At 74.7% G+C, this 20,625-nt stretch carries 17 protein-coding genes; 5 read left to right on the forward strand and 12 right to left on the reverse strand.

Annotation, left to right across the window (positions count from 1 at the left end; all coding sequences use genetic code 11):
- Nucleotides 1-12: 12 nt before the first annotated feature.
- The 3 genes from LG379_RS12080 to hrcA are packed head-to-tail and all read right to left on the reverse strand — an operon-like array spanning nucleotide 13 to nucleotide 2,963.
- Entirely contained in the window at nucleotides 13-786 is a 774-nt protein-coding gene (locus tag LG379_RS12080) for a 16S rRNA (uracil(1498)-N(3))-methyltransferase (protein ID WP_225754771.1), read from the reverse strand.
- Nucleotides 783-1,916 carry a molecular chaperone DnaJ gene (gene dnaJ, locus LG379_RS12085; RefSeq protein ID WP_225754772.1) on the reverse strand — a complete coding sequence of 378 codons (1,134 nt, stop codon included), beginning with the start codon at nucleotides 1,914-1,916 and terminating at the stop codon, nucleotides 783-785. The genes LG379_RS12080 and dnaJ overlap by 4 nt, the downstream gene beginning before the upstream one ends.
- 27 nt (nucleotides 1,917-1,943) lie before the next feature.
- Nucleotides 1,944-2,963 carry a heat-inducible transcriptional repressor HrcA gene (gene hrcA / locus LG379_RS12090; protein ID WP_225754773.1) on the reverse strand — a complete coding sequence of 340 codons (1,020 nt, stop codon included), beginning with the start codon at nucleotides 2,961-2,963 and terminating at the stop codon, nucleotides 1,944-1,946.
- Nucleotides 2,964-3,139: 176 nt separating this feature from the next.
- Here hrcA and LG379_RS12095 point away from each other — a divergent pair, with 176 nt between their 5' ends.
- Both LG379_RS12095 and LG379_RS12100 read left to right on the forward strand, forming a co-directional pair.
- Entirely contained in the window at nucleotides 3,140-3,985 is an 846-nt protein-coding gene (locus LG379_RS12095; RefSeq protein ID WP_225754774.1) for a DUF3097 domain-containing protein, read from the forward strand.
- A 142-nt stretch (nucleotides 3,986-4,127) separates the two neighbouring features.
- Nucleotides 4,128-4,781: a DUF4870 domain-containing protein gene (locus LG379_RS12100; protein ID WP_225754775.1), complete on the forward strand. Its 654-nt coding sequence runs from the start codon at nucleotides 4,128-4,130 to the stop codon at nucleotides 4,779-4,781.
- A gap of 76 nt (nucleotides 4,782-4,857) precedes the next feature.
- Here LG379_RS12100 and hemW read toward each other — a convergent pair whose 3' ends face one another.
- Both hemW and lepA read right to left on the reverse strand, forming a co-directional pair.
- The gene (gene hemW, locus LG379_RS12105) at nucleotides 4,858-6,096 is read right to left on the reverse strand and encodes a radical SAM family heme chaperone HemW (RefSeq protein WP_225754776.1); all 1,239 of its coding nucleotides are present in this window, start codon (nucleotides 6,094-6,096) and stop codon (nucleotides 4,858-4,860) included.
- A gap of 10 nt (nucleotides 6,097-6,106) precedes the next feature.
- The gene (lepA, locus tag LG379_RS12110) at nucleotides 6,107-8,002 is read right to left on the reverse strand and encodes a translation elongation factor 4 (protein ID WP_304522443.1); all 1,896 of its coding nucleotides are present in this window, start codon (nucleotides 8,000-8,002) and stop codon (nucleotides 6,107-6,109) included.
- Between the two features lie 159 nt (nucleotides 8,003-8,161).
- Between lepA and LG379_RS12115 the strand changes: the two genes are divergently transcribed.
- Nucleotides 8,162-8,665 (forward strand): type II toxin-antitoxin system PemK/MazF family toxin, encoded by a 504-nt coding sequence (locus tag LG379_RS12115; protein WP_225754777.1) that lies wholly within the window; start codon nucleotides 8,162-8,164, stop codon nucleotides 8,663-8,665.
- Between the two features lie 201 nt (nucleotides 8,666-8,866).
- Entirely contained in the window at nucleotides 8,867-9,127 is a 261-nt protein-coding gene (gene rpsT, locus LG379_RS12120) for a 30S ribosomal protein S20 (RefSeq protein ID WP_225754778.1), read from the forward strand.
- 95 nt (nucleotides 9,128-9,222) lie between these two features.
- On the opposite strand, the gene LG379_RS12125 is transcribed toward rpsT, so the two are convergent.
- From LG379_RS12125 to leuS, 6 genes are all read right to left on the reverse strand, one after another.
- A complete protein-coding gene (locus LG379_RS12125; protein ID WP_225754779.1) occupies nucleotides 9,223-10,593 on the reverse strand; it encodes a helix-turn-helix transcriptional regulator in 1,371 nt (456 codons plus the stop codon).
- Between the two features lie 148 nt (nucleotides 10,594-10,741).
- Complete coding sequence (locus tag LG379_RS16945) at nucleotides 10,742-10,876, reverse strand: hypothetical protein (RefSeq protein ID WP_255632905.1); 135 nt, start codon at nucleotides 10,874-10,876, stop codon at nucleotides 10,742-10,744.
- Between the two features lie 87 nt (nucleotides 10,877-10,963).
- Nucleotides 10,964-11,971: a DNA polymerase III subunit delta gene (gene holA / locus LG379_RS12130; RefSeq protein ID WP_225754780.1), complete on the reverse strand. Its 1,008-nt coding sequence runs from the start codon at nucleotides 11,969-11,971 to the stop codon at nucleotides 10,964-10,966.
- Between the two features lie 73 nt (nucleotides 11,972-12,044).
- On the reverse strand, nucleotides 12,045-13,538 hold the full coding sequence (locus LG379_RS12135) for a ComEC/Rec2 family competence protein (protein ID WP_225754781.1): 1,494 nt from the start codon (nucleotides 13,536-13,538) through the stop codon (nucleotides 12,045-12,047).
- On the reverse strand, nucleotides 13,535-14,494 hold the full coding sequence (locus LG379_RS12140; protein WP_225754782.1) for a ComEA family DNA-binding protein: 960 nt from the start codon (nucleotides 14,492-14,494) through the stop codon (nucleotides 13,535-13,537). Before LG379_RS12140 ends, LG379_RS12135 begins: the two co-directional genes overlap by 4 nt.
- A 95-nt stretch (nucleotides 14,495-14,589) precedes the next feature.
- Entirely contained in the window at nucleotides 14,590-17,490 is a 2,901-nt protein-coding gene (gene leuS, locus LG379_RS12145; RefSeq protein WP_225754783.1) for a leucine--tRNA ligase, read from the reverse strand.
- 112 nt (nucleotides 17,491-17,602) lie between these two features.
- Between leuS and LG379_RS12150 the strand changes: the two genes are divergently transcribed.
- Complete coding sequence (locus tag LG379_RS12150; protein WP_225754784.1) at nucleotides 17,603-19,423, forward strand: helicase HerA-like domain-containing protein; 1,821 nt, start codon at nucleotides 17,603-17,605, stop codon at nucleotides 19,421-19,423.
- Between the two features lie 58 nt (nucleotides 19,424-19,481).
- Here the strand turns inward: LG379_RS12150 and LG379_RS12155 are convergent, their stop codons facing one another.
- Nucleotides 19,482-20,609, reverse strand: a complete 1,128-nt coding sequence (locus LG379_RS12155) for a fatty acid desaturase (protein WP_370634504.1) — start codon at nucleotides 20,607-20,609, stop codon at nucleotides 19,482-19,484.
- Nucleotides 20,610-20,625: the final 16 nt, after the last annotated feature.

Below are 20,625 nucleotides of genomic sequence, written 5' to 3' on the forward strand. Positions count from 1 at the left end.
GCGCCCGGGCGGTCAGCCCCAGCGCCCCAGTCGCTGCGCGAGCAGCGCGAGCGCGACCGGGCCGGCCGTGGAGGTGCGCAGGACGTGCGGGCCGAGCCGGGCCACCGAAGCCCCGGCGGCGGTCAGCGCCGCCAGCTCCTCCTCCGCGATCCCGCCCTCCGGCCCGACCACCACGAGGACCTCGGCCGGCGCGCCGCCGTCGGCAGCGGGCAGGGGGACGGCGCCGAGCGGTGCGGTCGCCGACTCGTGCAGCACGACCGTCGTCCCGCCCTGCGCCGCGACGGCAGCCGCCCGGGCCGCGAGCGCGCGGGTGTCGACGGGCTCGGCGACGTCCGGCACCCACGCGCGCCGGGACTGCTTGGTCGCCTGCCGCACCGTCGCCACCCACTTGGCGCGGCTCTTCGCGGCGCGCTCGCCCCGCCAGACGACGACGGACCGCCGCGCCTGCCACGGGACCACCTCGTCGACGCCGACCTCGGTGGCGGACTCGACGGCGAGCTCGTCGCGGTCCCCCTTGGCCAGCGCCTGCGCGAGGACGAGCCGGACCGGCGGAGCCGCCTCGTCGGCCCGTCCGAGGACGGCCAGGACCAGGCGGCCGGCGTCCACCTCGGCGATCTCGCACACCGCGCGGACACCCCGGCCGTCGACGACGTCGACCCGCTCCCCCGCGCGGCGACGCTGCACCACCCCCGCGTGCCGGCCCTCCGCCCCCTCGAGGACGTAGGTCGACCCGGGTCCCAGGTCGTCCAGGAGGCCGGGCCCGGTGAGGAAGACCGGCGCGCTCACCGACCGGCGAGCTTGTCGCGCAGCTTGGAGAAGACGCCGGAGCCCGCCGCCGCCAGCCGCGAGGCCGGGCGCTCCTCGCCGCGCAGGGCCGCCAGCCGGCGCAGGAGCTCGGTCTGCTCCTCGTCCAGCTGGGTCGGCACCTGGACGTCGACGTGGACGTGCAGGTCCCCGCGGCCGCCGGTGTGCAGCCGGCCGACACCGAGCCCCCTCTCGAGGACGACCTGCCCGGGCTGCGTGCCCGGCCGGATGTCGATCTCGCGCGGCCCGTCGAGCGTCTCGAGCTCCAGGACGGTGCCGAGGGCCGCGGCGGTCATCGGGACGGGGAGCGTGCAGTGCAGGTCGTCGCCGCGGCGCACGAAGGTCTCGTGCGGCCGCTCCCGGATCTCGAGGTACACGTCACCCGCGGGCCCACCGCCCGGGCCGACCTCGCCCTGTCCAGTCAGCTTAATGCGTGTCCCCGTGTCGACGCCGGCCGGGATGTCGACGGGGATCGTCCGCCGGCTCCGGACCCGACCGTCACCGGAGCACTCGGGGCACGGGTCGGGGATGACCGTCCCGAACCCCTGGCAGGCGGCGCAGGGGCTGGAGGTCATGACGCGCCCCAGGAAGGACTGGGCGACGCGCTGCACGACGCCGCGGCCGCCGCACACGTCGCACGTCCGCGGCGAGGTGCCGGGGCGGCAGCAGCTGCCCTGGCAGGTGGGGCACAGCACCGCGGTGTCCACCTGGACGTCGCGGTGGGCCCCGAAGGTCGCGTCCGCCAGGTCGATGTCGACGCGCACGAGGGCGTCCTGGCCGCGCCGTGCGCGGGGGACGGGCCCTCGCTGCCCCGCGGACGGACCCGCCCCGAAGAAGTTCTCGAAGATGTCCTGGAAGCCGAACCCCGCACCGCCGAAGCCGCCGCCGCCGCCGGGCGCCGTCGGGTCCACGCCGCGGTCGTACATCTCCCGCTTCTCCGGGTTCGACAGCACCTCGTAGGCACGCGAGACGTCCTTGAAGCGGTCCTCCGCGCCCTCGCCCTGCGCGACGTCGGGGTGCAGCTCGCGCGCGAGGCGCCGGTAGGCCTTCTTGATCTGGTCGGGCGTGGCGTCTCGGCCGACACCCAGGACGTCGTAGTAGTTCGTGCTCACGGGCTCGCTCTCTGCTCGGGTGGCCGGTCAGCCGGCGAGGATGCGGGACAGGTACCGTGCGACGGCGCGCACGTGGGCGATGGTGGCGGCGTAGTCCATGCGGGTCGGGCCCAGGGAGCCGATGCGCGCGAGCGCCTCGCCGTCGCCGCCGTACCCGGTCGCGACGATCGAGGTCTCGGTGAGCCCCTCCACCGTGTTCTCGTGGCCGATGCGCACCGCGACGCCCGCGGAGTCGTCGGCCATCTCGGTCAGCAGGCGCAGGAGCACGACCTGCTCCTCCAGCGCCTCCAGGACCGGACGGATCGTGCCGGGGAAGTCGGTGCCGCTGCGCGCCAGGTGCGCGGCGCCCGCCATGACGATGCGCTCCTCGGTCGCCTCGGCCAGCGTGTCCTCGACGACGCGGATCACCCGCCGCACGAGGGGACGGTCGGCCTCGGGGAAGGCGAGCGTCATCTGCTCCAGCGGCTCCGGGAGGTCCACGAGGCGCCGGCCCGCGACGGCGGCGTTGAGCCGCGCGCGGAGCTCCGGCACCACGAGCTCGGGCACCCGGGCGTCGAGGTCCAGGGTCCGCTGCTCCACACGGCCGTTGTCCGTGATGATGACGACGAGGAGGCGGTGATCGCCGACGGGCACCAGCTCCAGGTGGCGCAGGGCCGACCGGCGCAGGGAGGGGTACTGCACGACGGCGACCTGCTGGGTCAGCTGCGCGAGCAGCCGGACGGACCGGTCCACGACGTCGTCGAGGTCGACGGCGTCCTCGAGGAAGTGCTGGATCGCCCGCCGCTCCGGCGACGACAGGGGCTTGATGGCGGAGAGCCGGTCCACGAACAGGCGGTAGCCCTTGTCGGTGGGCACGCGCCCGGCGGACGTGTGGGGCTGGGCGATGAAGCCCGCCTCCTCCAGCGCGGCCATGTCGTTGCGCACCGTCGCCGGCGACACGCCGAGGCGGTGCCGCTCCACGAGCGTGCGTGAGCCGACCGGCTCCCGCGTCTGCACGTAGTCCTCGACGATGGCACGCAGCACCTCGAGGCGGCGTTCGTCGCTCATGGCACCTCCGTCCGTCGAGGACCTCCCGGTCCGGCGAGCGCGCCGCCTGGCACTCAGGCGGCGCGAGTGCCAATCGTACGACGCGGACCTCCTGGGCGTCCTCCGTGGCAGTCTGGTGCCCCGCGCGCTGCCGACCCGGCACGCGGCCGACCGCCACGAGGGGACCACCGGCGACCATGAGCGAGCGCTACGGACGCGACGTCCTGGCCGGCCCGTCCTCGCCGGCCGGACCGGTCTCCACCCCGACGCCGGCCGAGCGGGGCCTCGTCGTGGAGGAGGTCGGCACCGGCTGGGTCGGCGCGGTGGTCCGGACGGAGAAGTCCGGCGGCATGCACGTCGTCGTCCTGGAGGACCGCCGCGGCCGCACGCGGACGTTCCCCCTCGGGCCGGGCTTCTGGGTCGACGGGCGGCCGGTCGAGCTGGTCGCACCCGCCGGTCGACCTGCGCCGACCCCGCCGACCCGCACCGCGTCCGGCTCCGTGGCGGTGCACGGGGCTCGTGCCCGGGTGGCCCGGGGCAGCCGCATCTGGGTCGAGGGCAAGCACGACGCCGAGCTGGTGGAGAAGGTGTGGGGCGACGACCTGCGCCTCGAGGGCGTCGTGGTGGAGATGCTCGACGGCGTGGACGACCTCGCCGCGGCGGTCCGGGACTTCGCCCCGGGCGACGGGCGCCGCCTGGGTGTCCTCGTGGACCACCTCGTCCCCGGGTCCAAGGAGAGCCGGATCGCCGACGACGCCCTGCGGGCCGCGCCGCGCGGGACCGTCATGGTGCTCGGCCACCCGTACGTGGACGTCTGGCAGGCGGTCCGGCCGGAGCGCATCGGGCTCGAGGCGTGGCCGCGCGTCGAGCGGGGGACGGAGTGGAAGCGCGGCATCCTCGCGCACCTCGGCTGGCCCGCGGCGGACCAGGCGGACGTCGCCCGCGCGTGGCAGCGCATCCTCGGGACGGTGCGCGACTACCGCGACCTCGAGCCGTCCCTCCTGGGCCGCGTCGAGGAGCTCATCGACTTCGTGACCGCCTGAGGCGCCGGACCGCGACAGGTGCCGCACGACACGCGCGCGGCACCTGCCCGAAGCGCTGCCTCGACCCGACCGCCTTCGCTAGATTCGGGAGCCGGGGGCACCCGACGTGCCCGTCCCACCCTGCTGAGAGCCGGTGAGCGAGATGAGCACGAACCCGTCCGAGGAGCAGCCGCCCACGGGCGGCGGCACCCCGCCACCCCCGCCGTCCGGTGCGACCGGTGCGACCGGTGCCCCGCCACCGCACGACGGCCACGGCGCACCGCCTCCGGGCCCGCCTCCCGGGGGCTACGGTGCCCCGCCCGAGGGTCCGCCCCCCGGGGGCTACGGCCAGCCCGGCTACGGCCAGCCCGGCTACGGCCAGCCGTCCGGGGGCTACCCGCCGCCGGGCGGCTACCCGCCGCCCGGGGGGTACGGCCCCCCGCCCGCCGCCCCGTACGCGGGCGGGGGCTATGCGACGCAGCCTCCGCTGAGCGACGCCGACCAGCGGATGTGGGCCACCATCGGCCACATCCTGCCGATCGTGGGCCTGTCCTTCCTCGTCCCGCTGATCATCTGGTTGGTCTTCAAGGGGCGCGGCCCCTTCCTGGAGGACCAGGCCAAGGAGGCGCTCAACTTCCAGATCACGGTGGTGATCGTCTCGATCGGCATCTCGATCGTCGGGGCGCTCACCCTCGGCCTCGGCTTCATCCTCTACCTGGGTCTGATCCTGGCCCTCGTCTGGATGATCATGGCTGCGATGGCCACCAACCGGGGAGAGCTCTACCGCTACCCGGTGAACATCCGCATCATCAAGTGACCCGTCGCTGCTGGTCGACGTGACTCCGTGGGGCCCGTCCCGCTGACGGGCCCCACGGTCGCGCCGGCACCGGCGATCAGTCGGTGAGGTCCCGCACGACCGCGTCGGCCAGGAGCCGGCCGCGCCGGGTGAGCAGCGCCCGGCCGCCGACGGCAGCCCGGCCGTCCAGGAGGCCGTCGGCGACCAGGCCCGCGACGCCCCGGCGTCCGGTCGCGCCGAGCACGTCCACGGGCAGGCCGTCGGCGAGCCGGACGCCGAGGAGCACCCGCTCCAGAGCCACCTCGTCGTGGTCCAGCACCTCGCGGCCGGCGGCCGGGGTCACGCCCCGCGTGAGCCGGTCGGCGTAGGCACGCGGGTGCTTGACGTTCCACCACCGCACGGCGCGGTCCTCGGCGCCGACGTGCGAGTGCGCGCCCGGGCCGAAGCCCCACCAGTCGCTGCCACGCCAGTACGCGAGGTTGTGCCGGCACGCGGTCGCGTCGGTCCGCGACCAGTTGCTCACCTCGTACCACGTGAGGCCCGCCGCGGAGAGCAGGTCGTCGGCGAGCTCGTACTTCGCCGCCTGGTCGTCGCCGTCGGGCATCGCGAGGAGGCCCCGGCGGACCTGCACCGCCATCTTCGTCCCGGGCTCCACCACGAGCGCGTACGCCGAGACGTGATCGACGCCGCACGCCACCGCCGCCTCGACCGACGCACGCCAGTCGTCGAGCGACTCCCCCGGCGTCCCGTAGATGAGGTCCAGCGACACGTCCAGACCGGCGTCGCGGGCCCACGCGACGGCCTGCGGCACGCGAGCCGGGTCGTGGGTGCGCTCCAGCGTCGCCAGGACGTGCGGCACGGCGGACTGCATGCCGAAGGAGACCCGGGTGAAGCCGCCGTCGGCGAGGTCGCGGAGCGACTGTGGGGTCACCGAGTCGGGGTTCGCCTCGGTCGTCACCTCAGCAGCCGGCTCGAGCCCCCACGTCGAACGGACCTCGCGCAGGAAGCGGACGAGGTCGTCGGCCGGCAGCACGGTCGGCGTCCCGCCGCCCACGAACACCGTGGAGACCTCCCGGGCGCGGCCGGCGTCGGTGAGCACGCGGTCGGCCAGCCGCAGCTCGGCGAGCGCCGTCTCGACGTACGCCGCCTGGCTCGCCCCGCCGCCGAGCTCGGCGGCGGTGTAGGTGTTGAAGTCGCAGTACCCGCACCGCACCGTGCAGAACGGCACGTGCAGGTACACGCCGAGGCCGGGGGCGCCCGGTGCGGTCGCCGCGACCCAGCCGGGCAGCGCGCCGTCGTCGGGGACGGGCTCGCCGTCGGGCAGCGCGGGGGTCACGCCGCCACCGTCACTTCTTCGCCTTCTCCTTGCCGTCCTTGTTGCTCGCGGCCTCCGAGGACAGCGCGGCGATGAAGGCCTCCTGCGGCACGTCGACCCGGCCGATCGTCTTCATGCGCTTCTTGCCCTCCTTCTGCTTCTCCAGCAGCTTGCGCTTGCGGCTGATGTCGCCGCCGTAGCACTTGGCCAGCACGTCCTTGCGGATGGCGCGGATGGTCTCGCGCGCGATGACACGCGAGCCGACGGCGGCCTGGATGGGCACCTCGAACTGCTGCCGCGGGATGAGCTCCCGCAGCTTCCCGGCCATCATCACGCCGTACGCGTACGACTTGTCCTTGTGCACGACGGCGCTGAAGGCGTCGACCTGCTCGCCCTGCAGCAGGATGTCCACCTTGACCAGGTCCGCGACCTGCTCCCCCGCCTGCTCGTAGTCGAGCGAGGCGTACCCGCGCGTGCGCGACTTCAGCTGGTCGAAGAAGTCGAACACGATCTCGGCCAGCGGGAGCATGTAGCGCATCTCGACACGTTCGGCGGACAGGTAGTCCATGCCCTGCAGGTCGCCGCGGCGCTGCTGGCAGAGTTCCATGATCGTGCCGATGAACTCGCTGGGCGCGAGGATGGTCGCCTTGACGACGGGCTCGCGGACCTCCTTGATCTTCCCCCCGGGGAACTCCGACGGGTTCGTCACGGTGATGACCGTGCGGTCCTCCATCGTGACGTCGTAGACGACGTTCGGCGCCGTCGAGATGAGGTCGAGGTCGAACTCGCGCTCGAGCCGCTCGCGGACGATCTCGAGGTGCAGGAGCCCGAGGAACCCGATGCGGAAGCCGAACCCCAGCGCGACCGACGTCTCCGGCTCGTAGACGAGCGCGGCGTCGTTGAGCTTGAGCCTGTCCAGCGCGTCGCGGAGCACCGGGTAGTCCGACCCGTCGATCGGGTAGAGCCCCGAGAACACCATCGGCTTGGGGTCGCGGTAGCCGCCGAGCGCCGACGAGGCCGGCTTGCCCGCGTTGGTCACCGTGTCGCCGACCTTGGACTGCCGCACGTCCTTGACCCCGGTGATGAGGTAGCCGACCTCGCCGACGCCGAGGCCGTCCGTCGGGATCGACTCGGGCGAGATGACGCCGATCTCGAGGAGCTCGTGCGTCGCCCGCGTCGACATCATCACGATGCGCTCGCGCGGCGAGAGGTGCCCGTCGATGACCCGGACGTAGGTGACGACACCGCGGTACGTGTCGTAGACCGAGTCGAAGATCATCGCCCGGGCGGCGGCGTCCGCGTCGCCCTGCGGCGGCGGCACCAGCTGCACGATGCGGTCCAGCAGCGGCTGGACGCCCTCACCGGTCTTGCCAGAGACCCGCATGACGTCGTCCGGGTCACCGCCCACGAGGCCGGCGATCTCCTCCGCGTACTTCTCGGGCTGCGCGGCCGGGAGGTCGATCTTGTTGAGGACCGGGATGATCGTGAGGTCGTTCTCCATCGCCAGGTACAGGTTGGCGAGCGTCTGCGCCTCGATGCCCTGCGCCGCGTCGACGAGCAGCACGGCTCCCTCGCAGGCGGCGAGGGACCGGGACACCTCGTACGTGAAGTCGACGTGGCCGGGGGTGTCGATCATGTTGAGCGCGTAGGGCACGACCTGGCCGTCCGGCCCTGCCACGCCCCACGGCATCCGTACCGCCTGCGACTTGATCGTGATGCCGCGCTCGCGCTCGATGTCCATGCGGTCGAGGTACTGGGCTCGCATCGCCCGGTCGTCGACGACACCGGTCAGCTGGAGCATGCGGTCGGCCAGCGTCGACTTGCCGTGGTCGATGTGGGCGATGATGCAGAAGTTCCGCAGTAGCTCCGGTGACGTCGCGGCAGGCCGGATGCGCTGGCTCAGGGCGGCGCTGGGGATCGGTGACACGCTGGCGAGCACTCCACTGCTGGTCGGGACGAGACGGTGGTCGAGACCGCCCATCGTCCCACGGCGGCGTCGCCGGTCGCGCCTGCGCGCAGGGCCGGCCGGCCCTGCCGGTCTCGGCCGAGTGCTCCCGCGGCGTCCCGGGCCGTCTAGGGTCGGGGCGTGCGCGCCCGTGACGTCCTCACCCTCCTGCTGCGGGCGGCCCGCGCCTCCACGCCCCGGACGACGCGCCGACGCCCGGCCGACGCGCCCGTGCCCGTGCGCGGCGGCGTGTACCCGGGCGACCACACCGGTCCGCTGCGACCCGTCTACGCCCCCGACCCGGACGGCGAGCCGGACCCGGGCGAGATCGTCTGGACGTGGGTGCCGTTCGAGGAGGACCACAGCCGGGGCAAGGACCGGCCGGTCCTCGTGGTCGGCCACGACGAGCCGTGGCTGCTGGGTCTCGTGCTCTCCACACGTGACCACGACTCCCGCCCGGACGGGCGTGGGGAGTCGTGGCTGGACCTGGGAACCGGCGACTGGGACGCCCGGCGCAGGCCCAGCGAGGTCCGCCTCGACCGGGTCGTCCGGGTCGACCCGGCGGCCGTCCGTCGGGAGGGGGCCGTCCTGGACCGGCGGCGCTTCGACGCGGTCGCCGCCGCCCTGCGCGACCTGCGTCGCTGAGCACCGGGCGTCCCGGCCCGCGGCGGCCCCGTCGGGGCGCACGTCGGCGGCTGGTAGACTCGTGGGTCGCGTGTCCGCCCAGGTCGGCGGGCACTGGTCCAGAACCTCTCCGAGGGTGTCCCCACGCCCCAGTCCCGGTGCTGGACGCGCCCTCTACGACCTGTCAGATCGCTTCGGCGAAACCAGAAGAGAGTCCTGAACGTGGCGAACATCAAGTCCCAGATCAAGCGGATCCGAACCAACGAGATCGCCCGCCTGCGCAACAAGGCCGTGAAGTCGGAGCTGAAGACGCACGTCCGTCGCGTCCGCGAGGCCGTGGCGGCCGGCGACAAGGAGGCGGCTGCTGCCGCCCTCCGCAGCGCCACCACCAAGCTCGACAAGGCCGCGAGCAAGGGCGTCATCCACGCGAACCAGGCCGCGAACCGCAAGTCGGCGCTCGCCAAGCAGGTCGCGTCCCTCTGAGCAGTCGCGCTCGACCGCACGCGGGTCGAGCACCGAGATGACGAAGGGCGTCACCCCTCGGGGTGACGCCCTTCGTCATGCGCCCTCGAGGCAGGTCAGGACGCGGTGCTCGCCCGGCCGCGGCTCTCCCCGCTCCGCGTGCCCTGGTCCGCCGAGCCGTGCGGCACGACGACGGGGAACGTCGTCGAGCGGATGCCGGCGTCCGCCAGGGCCTGGTCGTACGCGCCGAGCGCACCGGGGAGGTCCCCGTGCTCGAGCAGCCGGTCCCCGATCGAGCGCCACACGGCTGCCGCCTCGCGCGCCGCCGTCATGAGGCCCAGCATCTGCGCCGCCCACTGGTAGGTCTCCAGAGCGCGCGGCACGTCGCCCTGCGCGGCGAGGGCATCCCCGAGGAGGATGCGTCCGTTGCACGTGTCGAGCACGGCCTGGTCGTCCAGCAGGGCCAGACCCGACCGCGCCTCCTCCTCCGCCCGTCGCGCGTCACCCTTCATCAGGTGGGCCCGCCCGACCTCGAAGGCGCACCGGGCCCGCTCCGGCTCCGACCCCACCAGGGCGAGGGCCTGACCCGCCTGCGCGAGCTGGACGAGCGCGCCCTCGGGGTCGACCGGCTCGCACCGCAGGAGCAGCCAGCCGTAGTGCAGGCGAAGGCGCGGGAGGTCGCGGCTCACGGCGCCCTCGCTCAGGTAGGCGAGCGCACGCTCGGTGAGACGGCGGGCCTCGACGTAGTCGCCGCGCGCCTCCGCGACCAGCGAGGCGTTCCAGTAGATCGAGCCGCGCCCGCGGAGCGTCCCCTTCGCCTCGGCGAGCGAGATGAGCTCGGCCGCGCGGTGGGTGGCGTAGAGCAGGTCCCCGCGCTCGTAGTACGACCACAGGATGGTCGCGGCGAGCCGCAGGTGCTCGTCCGAGCCCGCGATGCCACCGGCCTCGACCTCACGCAGGACACCCTCGCCCAGCTCGACGCTGCGGCCGAGGTCGCCCGCCTCGTGGTACGCCGCGACGAGGTCGTTGCCCAGCGCCGCCGCCTCGAGCCAGCGTCGCTCGTCCCGCGCCCGCGCGAGCAGCGGCTCGAGCACCGCCACGGCCTCGTTGAGCTCGCCGAGCGCCTCGTGCGCCTGGGCGAGCGCGCCCAGGGCGTCCGCGTGGTGGCGCGGCGCGATCGTGCCCAGGTCCAGCGCCAGGAGCCGCTCCTTGGCCTCCTGCGGTGAGCCGTTGGCCAGTGCCAGACGCGCGAAGCCGATCTCCAGCCGCGCCCTCTCCTCGCTCGGGGCCTTGTCCCCGTGGCGGAGGAACTCCGCCGTGGTGCCGAGGCGCTGCGCCAGGACCGCCAGGGCGCTGTCGGTCGGGACCCGCCGACCGGCCTCGATGAGCGAGATGTAGCTCGGGGAGAAGTCGCCTCCCGCCAGGGACGTCTGGGAGAGCCCGGCCCGGATGCGCTCGGACCGGAGCCGCTCGGATAGTTCTGTCACAGTAGGTCACTCTATTCGTGACTCGGGGAGCCCTGCAGGAAGGAAGTGTGCCACGAGCGGGTGAAACTTCATCCATCTCCTGGCTCGGGGCCGGCCTCGCACCGCGGCGGGCCCGCACGGAGGTCCCGGCATGCCGCCGGGACGGCGGTCAGTTCTTGCAGCAGCCCGTGCTGCCGATCGACATCACGCCGGCCGCAGGGAGGAGCTCCACCGCCGGCGCGACGCCGACGAGGAGCCCCACGCTGACGACGGCGGCCGCGGCTGCGCGCAGGGTCCGCTTCATGACTGGTCTCCTCACGACGGTGTGCCGGTCATGCCGACTATGACACGCCGTCCGGCGGACGCCAACCGGGGACCCGCACCGGCCTCCTCACCCGTGGGCTGCGGCCACGACCAGGACGGCGCGCTCGACGGCGAACACGGGGTCCCGCCCGGCGCCCTTGACCTCGGCGTCCGCCCGCGCCACCGCCGAGATGGCGGCGGCCAGCCCCTCCGGCGTCCAGCCCCGCAGCTCCCGGCGGGCCTTGTCGACCTGCCAGGGCGCGAGGCCGAGGTCCCGGGCAGGGTCGAGCCCACGCCCTCGTGCGGCCGCGACCTTGGCCAGCGTGCGGAGCTTGGCGGCGAGTGCGGCCACCAGCGGCACGGGGTCGGTGCCGGTCGCGACGGCATGACGCAGCAGGGCCACCGCCTCCCCGGACCTGCCCTCGACCGCGGCGTCGGCCACGCGGAAGCCCGTCGCCTCCACCCGTCCACCGTGGTACCGCGCGACGACGTCGGCAGTGACGACGCCGCTCGTGTCGGCGACGATCTGCTGGCAGGCGGCCGCGAGCTCGCGCAGGTCGTTCCCGCACGCCTCGACGAGCGCCCGCACCGCGGCCGGCTCGGCGCGCCGCCGCGCCCGGCGCAGCTCGGCCGTGACGAAGGCGACCTTGTCCGCGTCGCGCTTCACCGGGTCGCACCGCACGACGACCGCGCCGGCCGCGCGGACCGCGTCGAGCGCTCGCCTTCCCCGCTGTCCTCCACCGTGCACCAGCACGAGGACGACGTCGGTGCCGGGGTCCTCGAGGTGGCCGATCAGGTCCGCGAACAGCTCGTCCGTCCCCGCCTGCACGTTCTCGATCACGACGACCCGCCGCTCCTCGAACAGGGACGGGCTCGCGACCACCCTCAGCCGGCCGGCCTCGTACGCCGCGGCGTCGAGGCGTGTGACCTCCACCTCCGGCTCCACCTCGCGCGCACGCGCCACCACGCGCTCCACCGCACGTTCGGCGAGCACGGTCTCGGCGCCGCTGACGAGGACGAGCGGCGCCGGTTCCACCTCGTCCCAGCCGATCTCCGGGGTCGATCCGGACGGGGCGGTGCGGCGTGCCGGTGGCATGCGCACAGCCTGCCACGCGCGTCGGACACGACGGCCCCACCGGGCGGCCCGACCGCGAGGTGGGGCCGCCCGCTCACCGGTCGACGGGCCGGCGCTGACGCAGCAGGACGGTCACCGCGACGGTCACGACGAGTGCGAGGGCGGCGGCACCGGGCCACCCCGGGACCCACCGGAGCCGTGCGCCGGGCAGGCCTGCCGCGGTCCGGGCGACGACGCCGACCCAGGCGGCCGGGACGGCCGCGAGCCGCGCCACGACCTCGGCCACCTCCGGCAGGGACGGCGCGAGCACCGTCGCGAGGAGCCCGAGCAGCGTGGCGGGCAGCAGCGCAGGGGCGGCGAGGACGTTGGCGGGAACGGCGTACGTCGTCACCACCGGGTCGAGGAGGACGAGCACGGGCGCGCACGCCAGCTGCGCCGCGAGCGGGACCGCGACCAGCGTCGCGGCCGACCGCGGCACCCCGGCGGGACGTCGGGAGACCAGCGCGGGGGCGAGCAGCACGATCGCGGCGGTGGCGGCGACGGAGAGGACGAACCCGTACGACCGCGACAGCCAGGGGTCCACGAGCAGCAGCACGGTCGCACCGGCCGCGAGAGCCGGGACGGCCCGAGACGGACGGCGCAGCACCGGGGCGAGGACCCACGCCGCGGCCGCCGCCGCGGCCCGCGTCACGCTGGCGCCGCCGTGCACCAGGTGGACGAACGCCAGTGCGGTGGCGGCGAGGACCGCGGCCCGCGCGACCGGTGGCGCCCGCAGGACGCCGAGCAGCCCGAGCACCGTCACGGCGAGGACGGCGAAGTGCGCGCCGGAGACCGCGGTGACGTGCGTGAGCCCGGCGTCCCGCATCGCCTGGCGGAGGTCGTCCGGGAGGTCCTGGGTCGCGCCGACGGCGGACCCACGGACGAGGGCGCGGTGGTCCGGGGGCAGGTCCGCCGTGACGTGGCGCAGGTCGCGACGAAAGGTCTCGACGACGGCTGCTCCCCCACCGGCGGGCTCGGTCGTCCCGGGCGGACCCGTGGCGTGGAGGTCGGCGACCGCCTCGCCGCCACGGGGCACGCGGGCGAGGCGGCCGTCCGCCCGCACGGTCGACCCGTGCCGGGCTCCGTCCCATCCCGGCCCGCCGGTGACGACGACGACGGCCGCGGACCCGCCGGAGAGGTGGGGGGCGTGGACGTGCCCGACGCGCAGGCGTACCCGGTACCGCTCGCCCCACCGCCCCACGGGGACCGGGTCGCCGACGACCCGCCCGGTGACGGTGGCGTGCGCCTGCTCGTCCGCCAGCGCGACGAGCGGCCCCGCCTCCCGGACGGCCACCTGCACGGAGGTCACGGCGCACGCCAGGGCCGCCGCCGCGCACGCGAGGGCCACGGTGACCCCGACGTGGTCCGCGCCCACCCGCGCCCCGACCGCCCGCCGCAGCGCGGTCGCGACGACCGCACCGGTGCCCGCGAGGACGGCCGCCACCGCGAGCGCGCCCCGGGCATCCAGACCGACGGCGACGAAGCAGGCGGCCCAGGTGAGCAGCGCTGCGGGTACGAGGCGCAGGTCCGAGCCCTGGACGACCGTCACGTCGTCACGAGCTCCCGCAGGTCGCCCAGGAGTGAGGGGCCCACACCGCGCACCCGCTGGAGGTCCTCCACCGATGCGAAGGCGCCGTGCTGCTCGCGGTGCTCCACGATCCGTGCGGCGAGGACGGGTCCGATCCCCGGCAGCGCCTCGAGGTCGGCGACGGTCGCCCGGTTGAGATCCACGCGCCCGCCCGCCGCGCCGGAGCCCGCCGCAGCCGGCGCCGAGGCGGCATCCGGCACGACGACCTCGCCCGGTCGCGGGACGACGACCTGCTCCCCGTCGACGACGGCGCGCGCCAGGTTGAGGCCGGAGAGGTCCGCCTCGGACGTGGCCCCGCCGGCTGCGGCCACGGCGTCGACGACACGCGCCCCCGCGGGAAGCTCCACCACGCCGGGCGCGTGCACCCGCCCCACGACGTGGACGAGGACCACCGCAGCCCCCTCGCCGGCCGGCGCCTCCGCGGGCGGAACCCCGGCGGCCGGCCCGCCCTCGACCGACCCTCCCCCGGCCGACGAGCCGGTGCTCTGCTCTCCCCCGGCGTCGGCCCCCGGCGCCGGGACCGCGCCGTCGCGCGAGGTGGGCGGCGCGGGCACGACCGGCTCGGCGAGGACCACGGTCGCCGGCCCGCCGAGGAGGGTGTGGACGACCACGCCCGCGCCCACGAGGCTCAGCGCGCCGGCGACGAGCAGGGCGGTCCGTGCGCTCGTCCCCCACCGCACCGGCCCCGACGTCGTCGGGTGCTCCAGCGGGTGCCCGTAGGTCGCGGCGTACGCGGAGGTCGCCGCAGCCAGCGCCCGGTCGCGCACGGCCGTCGCGTCGCCGTGCGTCGTCGGGCGCTCGTGCGGGGTCTCCCCCGCCGGGCCGGCGTGCCCGTCCGCGGCGTCGTCGGCCCGTGCCATAGGCGGACCGGCTGCCAGGCCGACCAGGCGGTCCTGGGGGCTGCGGTCGGTCGGCACGTCCGGACGCTAGGCACGACCGTCGGGCTCCGGGCGGCCATGCCGTCGTCCCTGGGGACGGTGGCACGGCCCCCGGGGTCTGGGGATCCTCCCGGTCAGGCGGGGACGACGTTGACCAGGCGCGGCGCACGCACGACCACCGTGCGCACGTCGCGGCCGGCGAGGGCGCGCTGCGCGCCCGCCGTGGCGAGGGCGCGCTCGCGCAGGTCGTCCTCGGCGATGTCCGCGGGCACCTCGATGCGGTCGCGGACCTTGCCCTGGACCTGGACCACGCAGGTCACGGTCTCCTCGACGAGGTACCTCGGGTCGGCCTCGGGGAACGGCTCGCGTGCGAGGCTCGCGGCGTGCCCGAGCCTCGACCACAGCTCCTCGGCGATGTGGGGCGCGATCGGCGCGACCATGAGGACGAGCGCCTCGGCGACCGCCCGCGGCACCTCGTCCAGCGACGTCAGGTGGTTGTTGAGCACGATGAGCCGGGCGACCGCGGTGTTGAACCGCATGCCCTCCATCTCGGTGCGGACGTCGGCGATCGTCCGGTGCAGGACGCGCCGCGTCTCCTCGTCCGGCTCGACGTCCGCCACGACGGTCCGACCCGTCGTCTCGTCGACGACGTTCCGCCACAGCCGCTGCAGGAAGCGCTGCGAGCCGACGACGGCCCGCGTCTCCCAGGGCCGCGACAGGTCCAGCGGGCCCATCGACATCTCGTACACGCGGAAGGTGTCGGCGCCGTACGCCTCGTACATGTCGTCCGGCGTCACGACGTTCTTCAGCGACTTGCCCATCTTCCCGTACTCGCGCTGCACCTCCTGGCCGCGCCAGGTCCAGCGGACGGCGCCGTCCGGCGCGGTCTCCTCCTCGACCTCGCCCGCCGGCACGTACTGGCCGCGGTCGTCGACGTAGGCGTACGCCTGGATGTAGCCCTGGTTGAACAGGCGGTGGAACGGCTCGCGGCTGGACACGTGACCCAGGTCGTGCAGCACCTTGTGCCAGAAGCGCGCGTACAGCAGGTGGAGCACGGCGTGCTCGACGCCACCGACGTAGAGGTCGACGCCACCGGCGACTCCCACGGTCCCGTTGTGGCCCGGGCCCATCCAGTACCGCTCCAGGTCCGGGTCGACGACGACGTCCCGGCGCCCCGGGTCGAGGTAGTTGAGGTAGTACCAGCACGACCCGGCCCAGTTGGGCATGGTGTTGGTGTCGCGGCGGTACTCCTTCGGCCCGTCGCCGAGGTCCAGCGTGACCCGCACCCAGTCCTCGTTCCGCCCGAGCGGCGGCTCCGGCGTCGAGTGGGCGTCCTGCGGGTCGTAGGTGCGCGGTGAGTAGTCCGGGACGTCCGGCAGGTCGACCGGAAGGAGGCTCTCGGGCACGCCGACGGGCAGGTCGTGCTCGTCGTAGACGATCGGGAACGGCTCGCCCCAGTAGCGCTGCCGGCTGAACAGCCAGTCGCGCAGGCGGTACGTCACCGTGCCGGTGCCGTAACCCTCGTCCTCCAACCAGGTGATCATGCGGCTCTTCGCGGTGGGCACGTCCAGCCCGTCGAGCGACAGCAGGTCGCTGGAGGAGCTCACGACGACGCCGTCGCCGGTCCACGCCCCCTCGTGACCCTCGGGCGGCTGCACCGTGTGCACCACGGGCAGCTCGTAGGCCTGCGCGAAGGCGAAGTCACGCTCGTCACCCCCCGGGACGGCCATGATCGCGCCGGTGCCGTAACCCGTGAGCACGTAGTCCGCGGTGAACACGGGGATCAGCTCGTGGTTGACCGGGTTGATGGCGAGGTGCCCCGTGAAGACGCCCGTCTTGCGGCCCGCGTCCGCCTGCCGCTCGACCGCCGACTTCGCGGCCGCCTCGACGCGGTACGCCGCGACGGCGGCGGTCGGGTGGTCGTGCCCGCCGGTCCACGCGCGGTGGGTGCCGTCGGGCCACTCTTGCGGCACCTCGTCCAGCAAGGGGTGCTCCGGCGCGACCACCATGAACGTCGCGCCGAACAGCGTGTCGGGACGCGTGGTGAACACCTCGACCGCGGCGCCGCCGATGACGTCGAACGTGACGCGCGCACCCTCCGAGCGACCGATCCAGTTGCGCTGCATGGCGCGGACCTTCTCGGGCCAGTCGATGAGGTCCAGGTCCTCGGCGAGACGGTCCGCGTAGGCGGTGATCCGCATGTTCCACTGCCGCAGGTTGCGCTTGAAGACGGGGTAGTTGCCCCGCTCCGAGCGACCGTCGACCGTGACCTCCTCGTTCGCCAGCACCGTGCCCAGGCCGGGGCACCAGTTGACCGGGGTCTCGGAGACGTACGCCAGGCGCTGCGCGTCGACGACGCGGCGGCGCTCCACGGCGTCCAGGTCCGACCACGGCCGCCCGGACCACTCCTCGGGCAGGGCTCGCTCCCCCGCCTCGTAGCCGGCGACCAGGTCCGCGACGTGGCGGGCCCGCCCGCGACCCCCGTCGGGCCGCTCGGCGTCGGCGTCGTACCACGCGTCGAAGATCTGCAGGAAGATCCACTGGGTCCAGCGCACGTAGTCGCTGTCGGTCGTCGCGAACGTGCGGCGGGGGTCGTGCGCGAGGCCCAGACGCCGCAGCTGGCGGCGCATGTTCGCGATGTTCGCCTCGGTCGTGACCCGCGGGTGCTGGCCGGTCTGGACGGCGTACTGCTCGGCGGGCAGGCCGAAGGCGTCGTACCCCAGGGCGTGCAGGACGTTGTCGCCGCACATGCGGCGGTGCCGCCCCACGACGTCCGTCGCGATGTAGCCCAGGGGGTGCCCCACGTGCAGCCCCGCTCCCGAGGGGTACGGGAACATGTCCATGATGAAGAAGGACGAGCCGCCCGCGGCGACGCCCTCGCCCGCGAGACCTCCGCTCGGGTTGGGCGTGTGGAAGGTCCCCTCGGCGTCCCACCTGTCCTGCCACCGCTGCTCGATCTCGGCGGCGAGCTCGGCGGTGTAGCGGAAGGGCGTCTCGGTCGGGCGGTCGGTGCGTGCGGCGTCCTGCGTGGTCACCGCGCCAGGCTACTGCCGCAGGTGACGGGCGGGACGACGCATTTCGCCGGGGCGACACCCGGCGGACGCCCGGTCACGCGGGGCGGCGACCCGGTGCTCGTACGCTCACCCCATGGACGACGACGCCCCGGCCCCCGACGCTGCTGTCCTCGAGGCCCGGCTGGCCGCGGCGCAGGCGCGCGCGGAGGCCGCGGAGGCGCGCGCGGCCGCCGCCGAGGCCGCAGCCGAGGCGGCCGAGGCGCAGGCCGCCGCGCTGGAGGCGCGGACGGACCGGCCCACGGCGGCCGCGGAGGCGTCGGCACCGGGCGTGAGCGCGCCCGAGGCGACCCCAGCCGCACCCTCCGGCGCGGCCCCGGCGCTGAGCGGCCTGGCGGAGGAGGTCCGCGCGGGCTACTCCAGCGAAGGACCCGTCCTGGCGCTGGGTGCCCTCGTCGAGGACGGGAGCGCGGTGCCCGGGGCGCCCGTCGGGCTCCCCCTGGCGACGATGAACCGGCACGGCCTCGTCGCCGGCGCGACGGGCACGGGCAAGACGAGGACGCTCCAGCTCATGGCGGAGGGGCTGTCCGCCGCCGGCGTACCGACCTTCCTCGCGGACATCAAGGGTGACCTGTCCGGCATGGCCACGCCGGGCGCGCCGTCGGACCGCCTCCTGGGGCGGGCGGCCGAGGTGGGTCAGGCCTGGCAGCCGACGGCGTTCCCCGTCCAGCTCCTCACGCTCGGTGGCCTCGGGACCGGGACCCCGGTGCGCACCACCGTGACGGACTTCGGCCCGCTGCTGCTCGCCCGGGTGCTCGGCCTCAACGCGACCCAGGAGTCCAGCCTGCAGCTGGTGTTCCACTGGGCCGACGCACAGGGCCTGGCGCTCCTGGACCTGGCGGACCTGCGCTCGACGATCGCGTTCCTCGTCTCCGACGAGGGCAAGCCCGAGCTGCGCGCCATCGGGGGCATCTCCACGGCGACCGCCGGCGTGATCCTGCGGGAGGTGGCCGGCCTCCAGGCCCAGGGCGCCGACACCTTCTTCGGCGAGCCGGCGTTCCAGACCGCGGACCTGCTCGGCACGACGGCCGACGGGCGCGGCGTCGTCACCGCCCTGCAGCTGCCCGCGGTGCAGGACCGGCCGGCCCTGTTCTCGACGTTCCTCATGTGGCTGCTCGCGGACCTGTTCGAGGAGCTGCCGGAGGTGGGCGACGTCGAGCGGCCGCGGCTGGTGTTCTTCTTCGACGAGGCGCACCTGCTCTTCACCGGCGCGTCGCGGGAGCTGCTCGCCAGCATCACGCACACCGTGCGGCTCATCCGCTCCAAGGGCGTGGGCGTGTGGTTCGTCACCCAGACCCCCAAGGACGTGCCCGACGACGTCCTCGCCCAGCTGGGCGGGCGGGTCCAGCACGCGCTGCGCGCCCACACGCCCGACGACGCCGCCGCGCTGCGGGCGACGGTCCGGACGTACCCACGGTCGGCGTACGACCTCGAGGAGCTGCTCACGACGCTCTCCACGGGCGAGGCCGTCGTCACCGTCCTGTCCGAGAAGGGCGCACCGACCCCCGTCGCCTGGACGCGCCTGCGGGCGCCGCAGTCCGCCATGGACCCGTCCGCGCCGGACGTTCTCGCCGCGCTCGTCGCCGCGTCGCCGCTGCACGCGCGGTACGCGACCCCGGTCGACCGGGAGTCCGCCCACGAGCTCCTCGTCGCCCGGGCGGAGGCGACCGCGGAGCAGGCCCGACGGGCGGCGGAGGACGAGACCCGCCGTCAGGAGCTCGAGGAGATCGAGAAGGACCTGAGGCGGCCGGCGCCCCGTGGTGGCACGTCGAGGAGCGGGACCACCCGCGCCCGGTCCCGCGGGTCGGACCCGCTCGACGCCTTCCTGCGGTCGGTCGGCACGACGCTGGGCCGCGAGATCACGCGCACGGTGCTGGGCACGCGGCGGCGCCGCTGACGTCCCACGCGCGACGACGCCCGGCCCCACGAGGGGACCGGGCGTCGTCGTCGTCGGATCAGCGGGCCGAGCGGTACTCCTGGGTCAGCGGGCACTGGAACGGGTCGCGGGCGGCGAGCCCCACCCGGTTGAGGTAGCGCACGACGATCCCGTAGGACTGCAGGAGTGACGTCTCCGTGTACTGGATGCCCCGGCTCGCGCAGAACTCCCGGACCAGCGGCTGGACACGACGCAGGTGGGGACGCGCCATGCTCGGGAAGAGGTGGTGCTCGACCTGGTAGTTGAGGCCGCCCATGAACCAGTCCGTGAGGCGCCCGCCGCGGATGTTGCGGCTCATGAGCACCTGCCGGCGCAGGAAGTCGATGCGGGCGTTCTTCGGGACGATCGGCATGCCCTTGTGGTTGGGGGCGAACACCGCTCCCATGTAGAGGCCGAACAGAGCGAGCTGCACGCCGAGGAAGGCGAACGCCATCCCGACCGGCAGGACCCAGAACACGAGGGCGAGGTAGCCGCCGAGGCGGAGCGTCACGAAGGCCATCTCCACCGGGCGGCGCTTGACCTCTCCGCGGCCGAAGATCGTCCTGACGCCGGAGATGTGCAGGTTGAGGCCCTCGAGCAGCAGCAGGGGGAAGAAGAACCAGCCCTGACGCTGGGCGAACCAGCCGACGAGGCCGGTGCGCACCTTGGGCACGTCCTCGGTCGTGAACACGAGGACCCCGGTCTCGATGTCGGGGTCCGCGGCCACCTGGTTGGGCTTGGCGTGGTGCCGGCTGTGCTTGTGCTGCCACCACCCGTAGCTCATGCCCGCGTAGAGGTTGGCGATGACGAGGCTGGCCCAGTCGTTCCACCGCCCGGAGGCGAAGATCTGCCGGTGCGCCGCGTCGTGGCCCAGGAACATCACCTGGCCGAGGACGAGCGCGAGGGCGGCGGCGACGAGCAGCTGCCACCACGACTGCCCGATGAGGACGAAGGTGACGCCCAGTCCGACGAGCAGCAGGGTGAGGACGACGAAGCGGGTCCAGTAGTACCCGTGCCGGCGGCGCATGAGGCCCGCCTCCTGGACGGTCCGGGCGAGCTCCGTGAAGTCGCCGGTCTGACGCGACCGTGCCGACTTCTCCCGCGGCGCCCGCTCCGGGGCGTCCTGCGTGGTGGGGGCCTCGGTGCCCGCCGCGATGGTCGTGTCCATCCAGTACTCCGCATCC

The organism is Actinotalea sp. Marseille-Q4924 (genome assembly GCF_916618755.1).
GTDB lineage: Bacteria > Actinomycetota > Actinomycetes > Actinomycetales > Cellulomonadaceae > Actinotalea.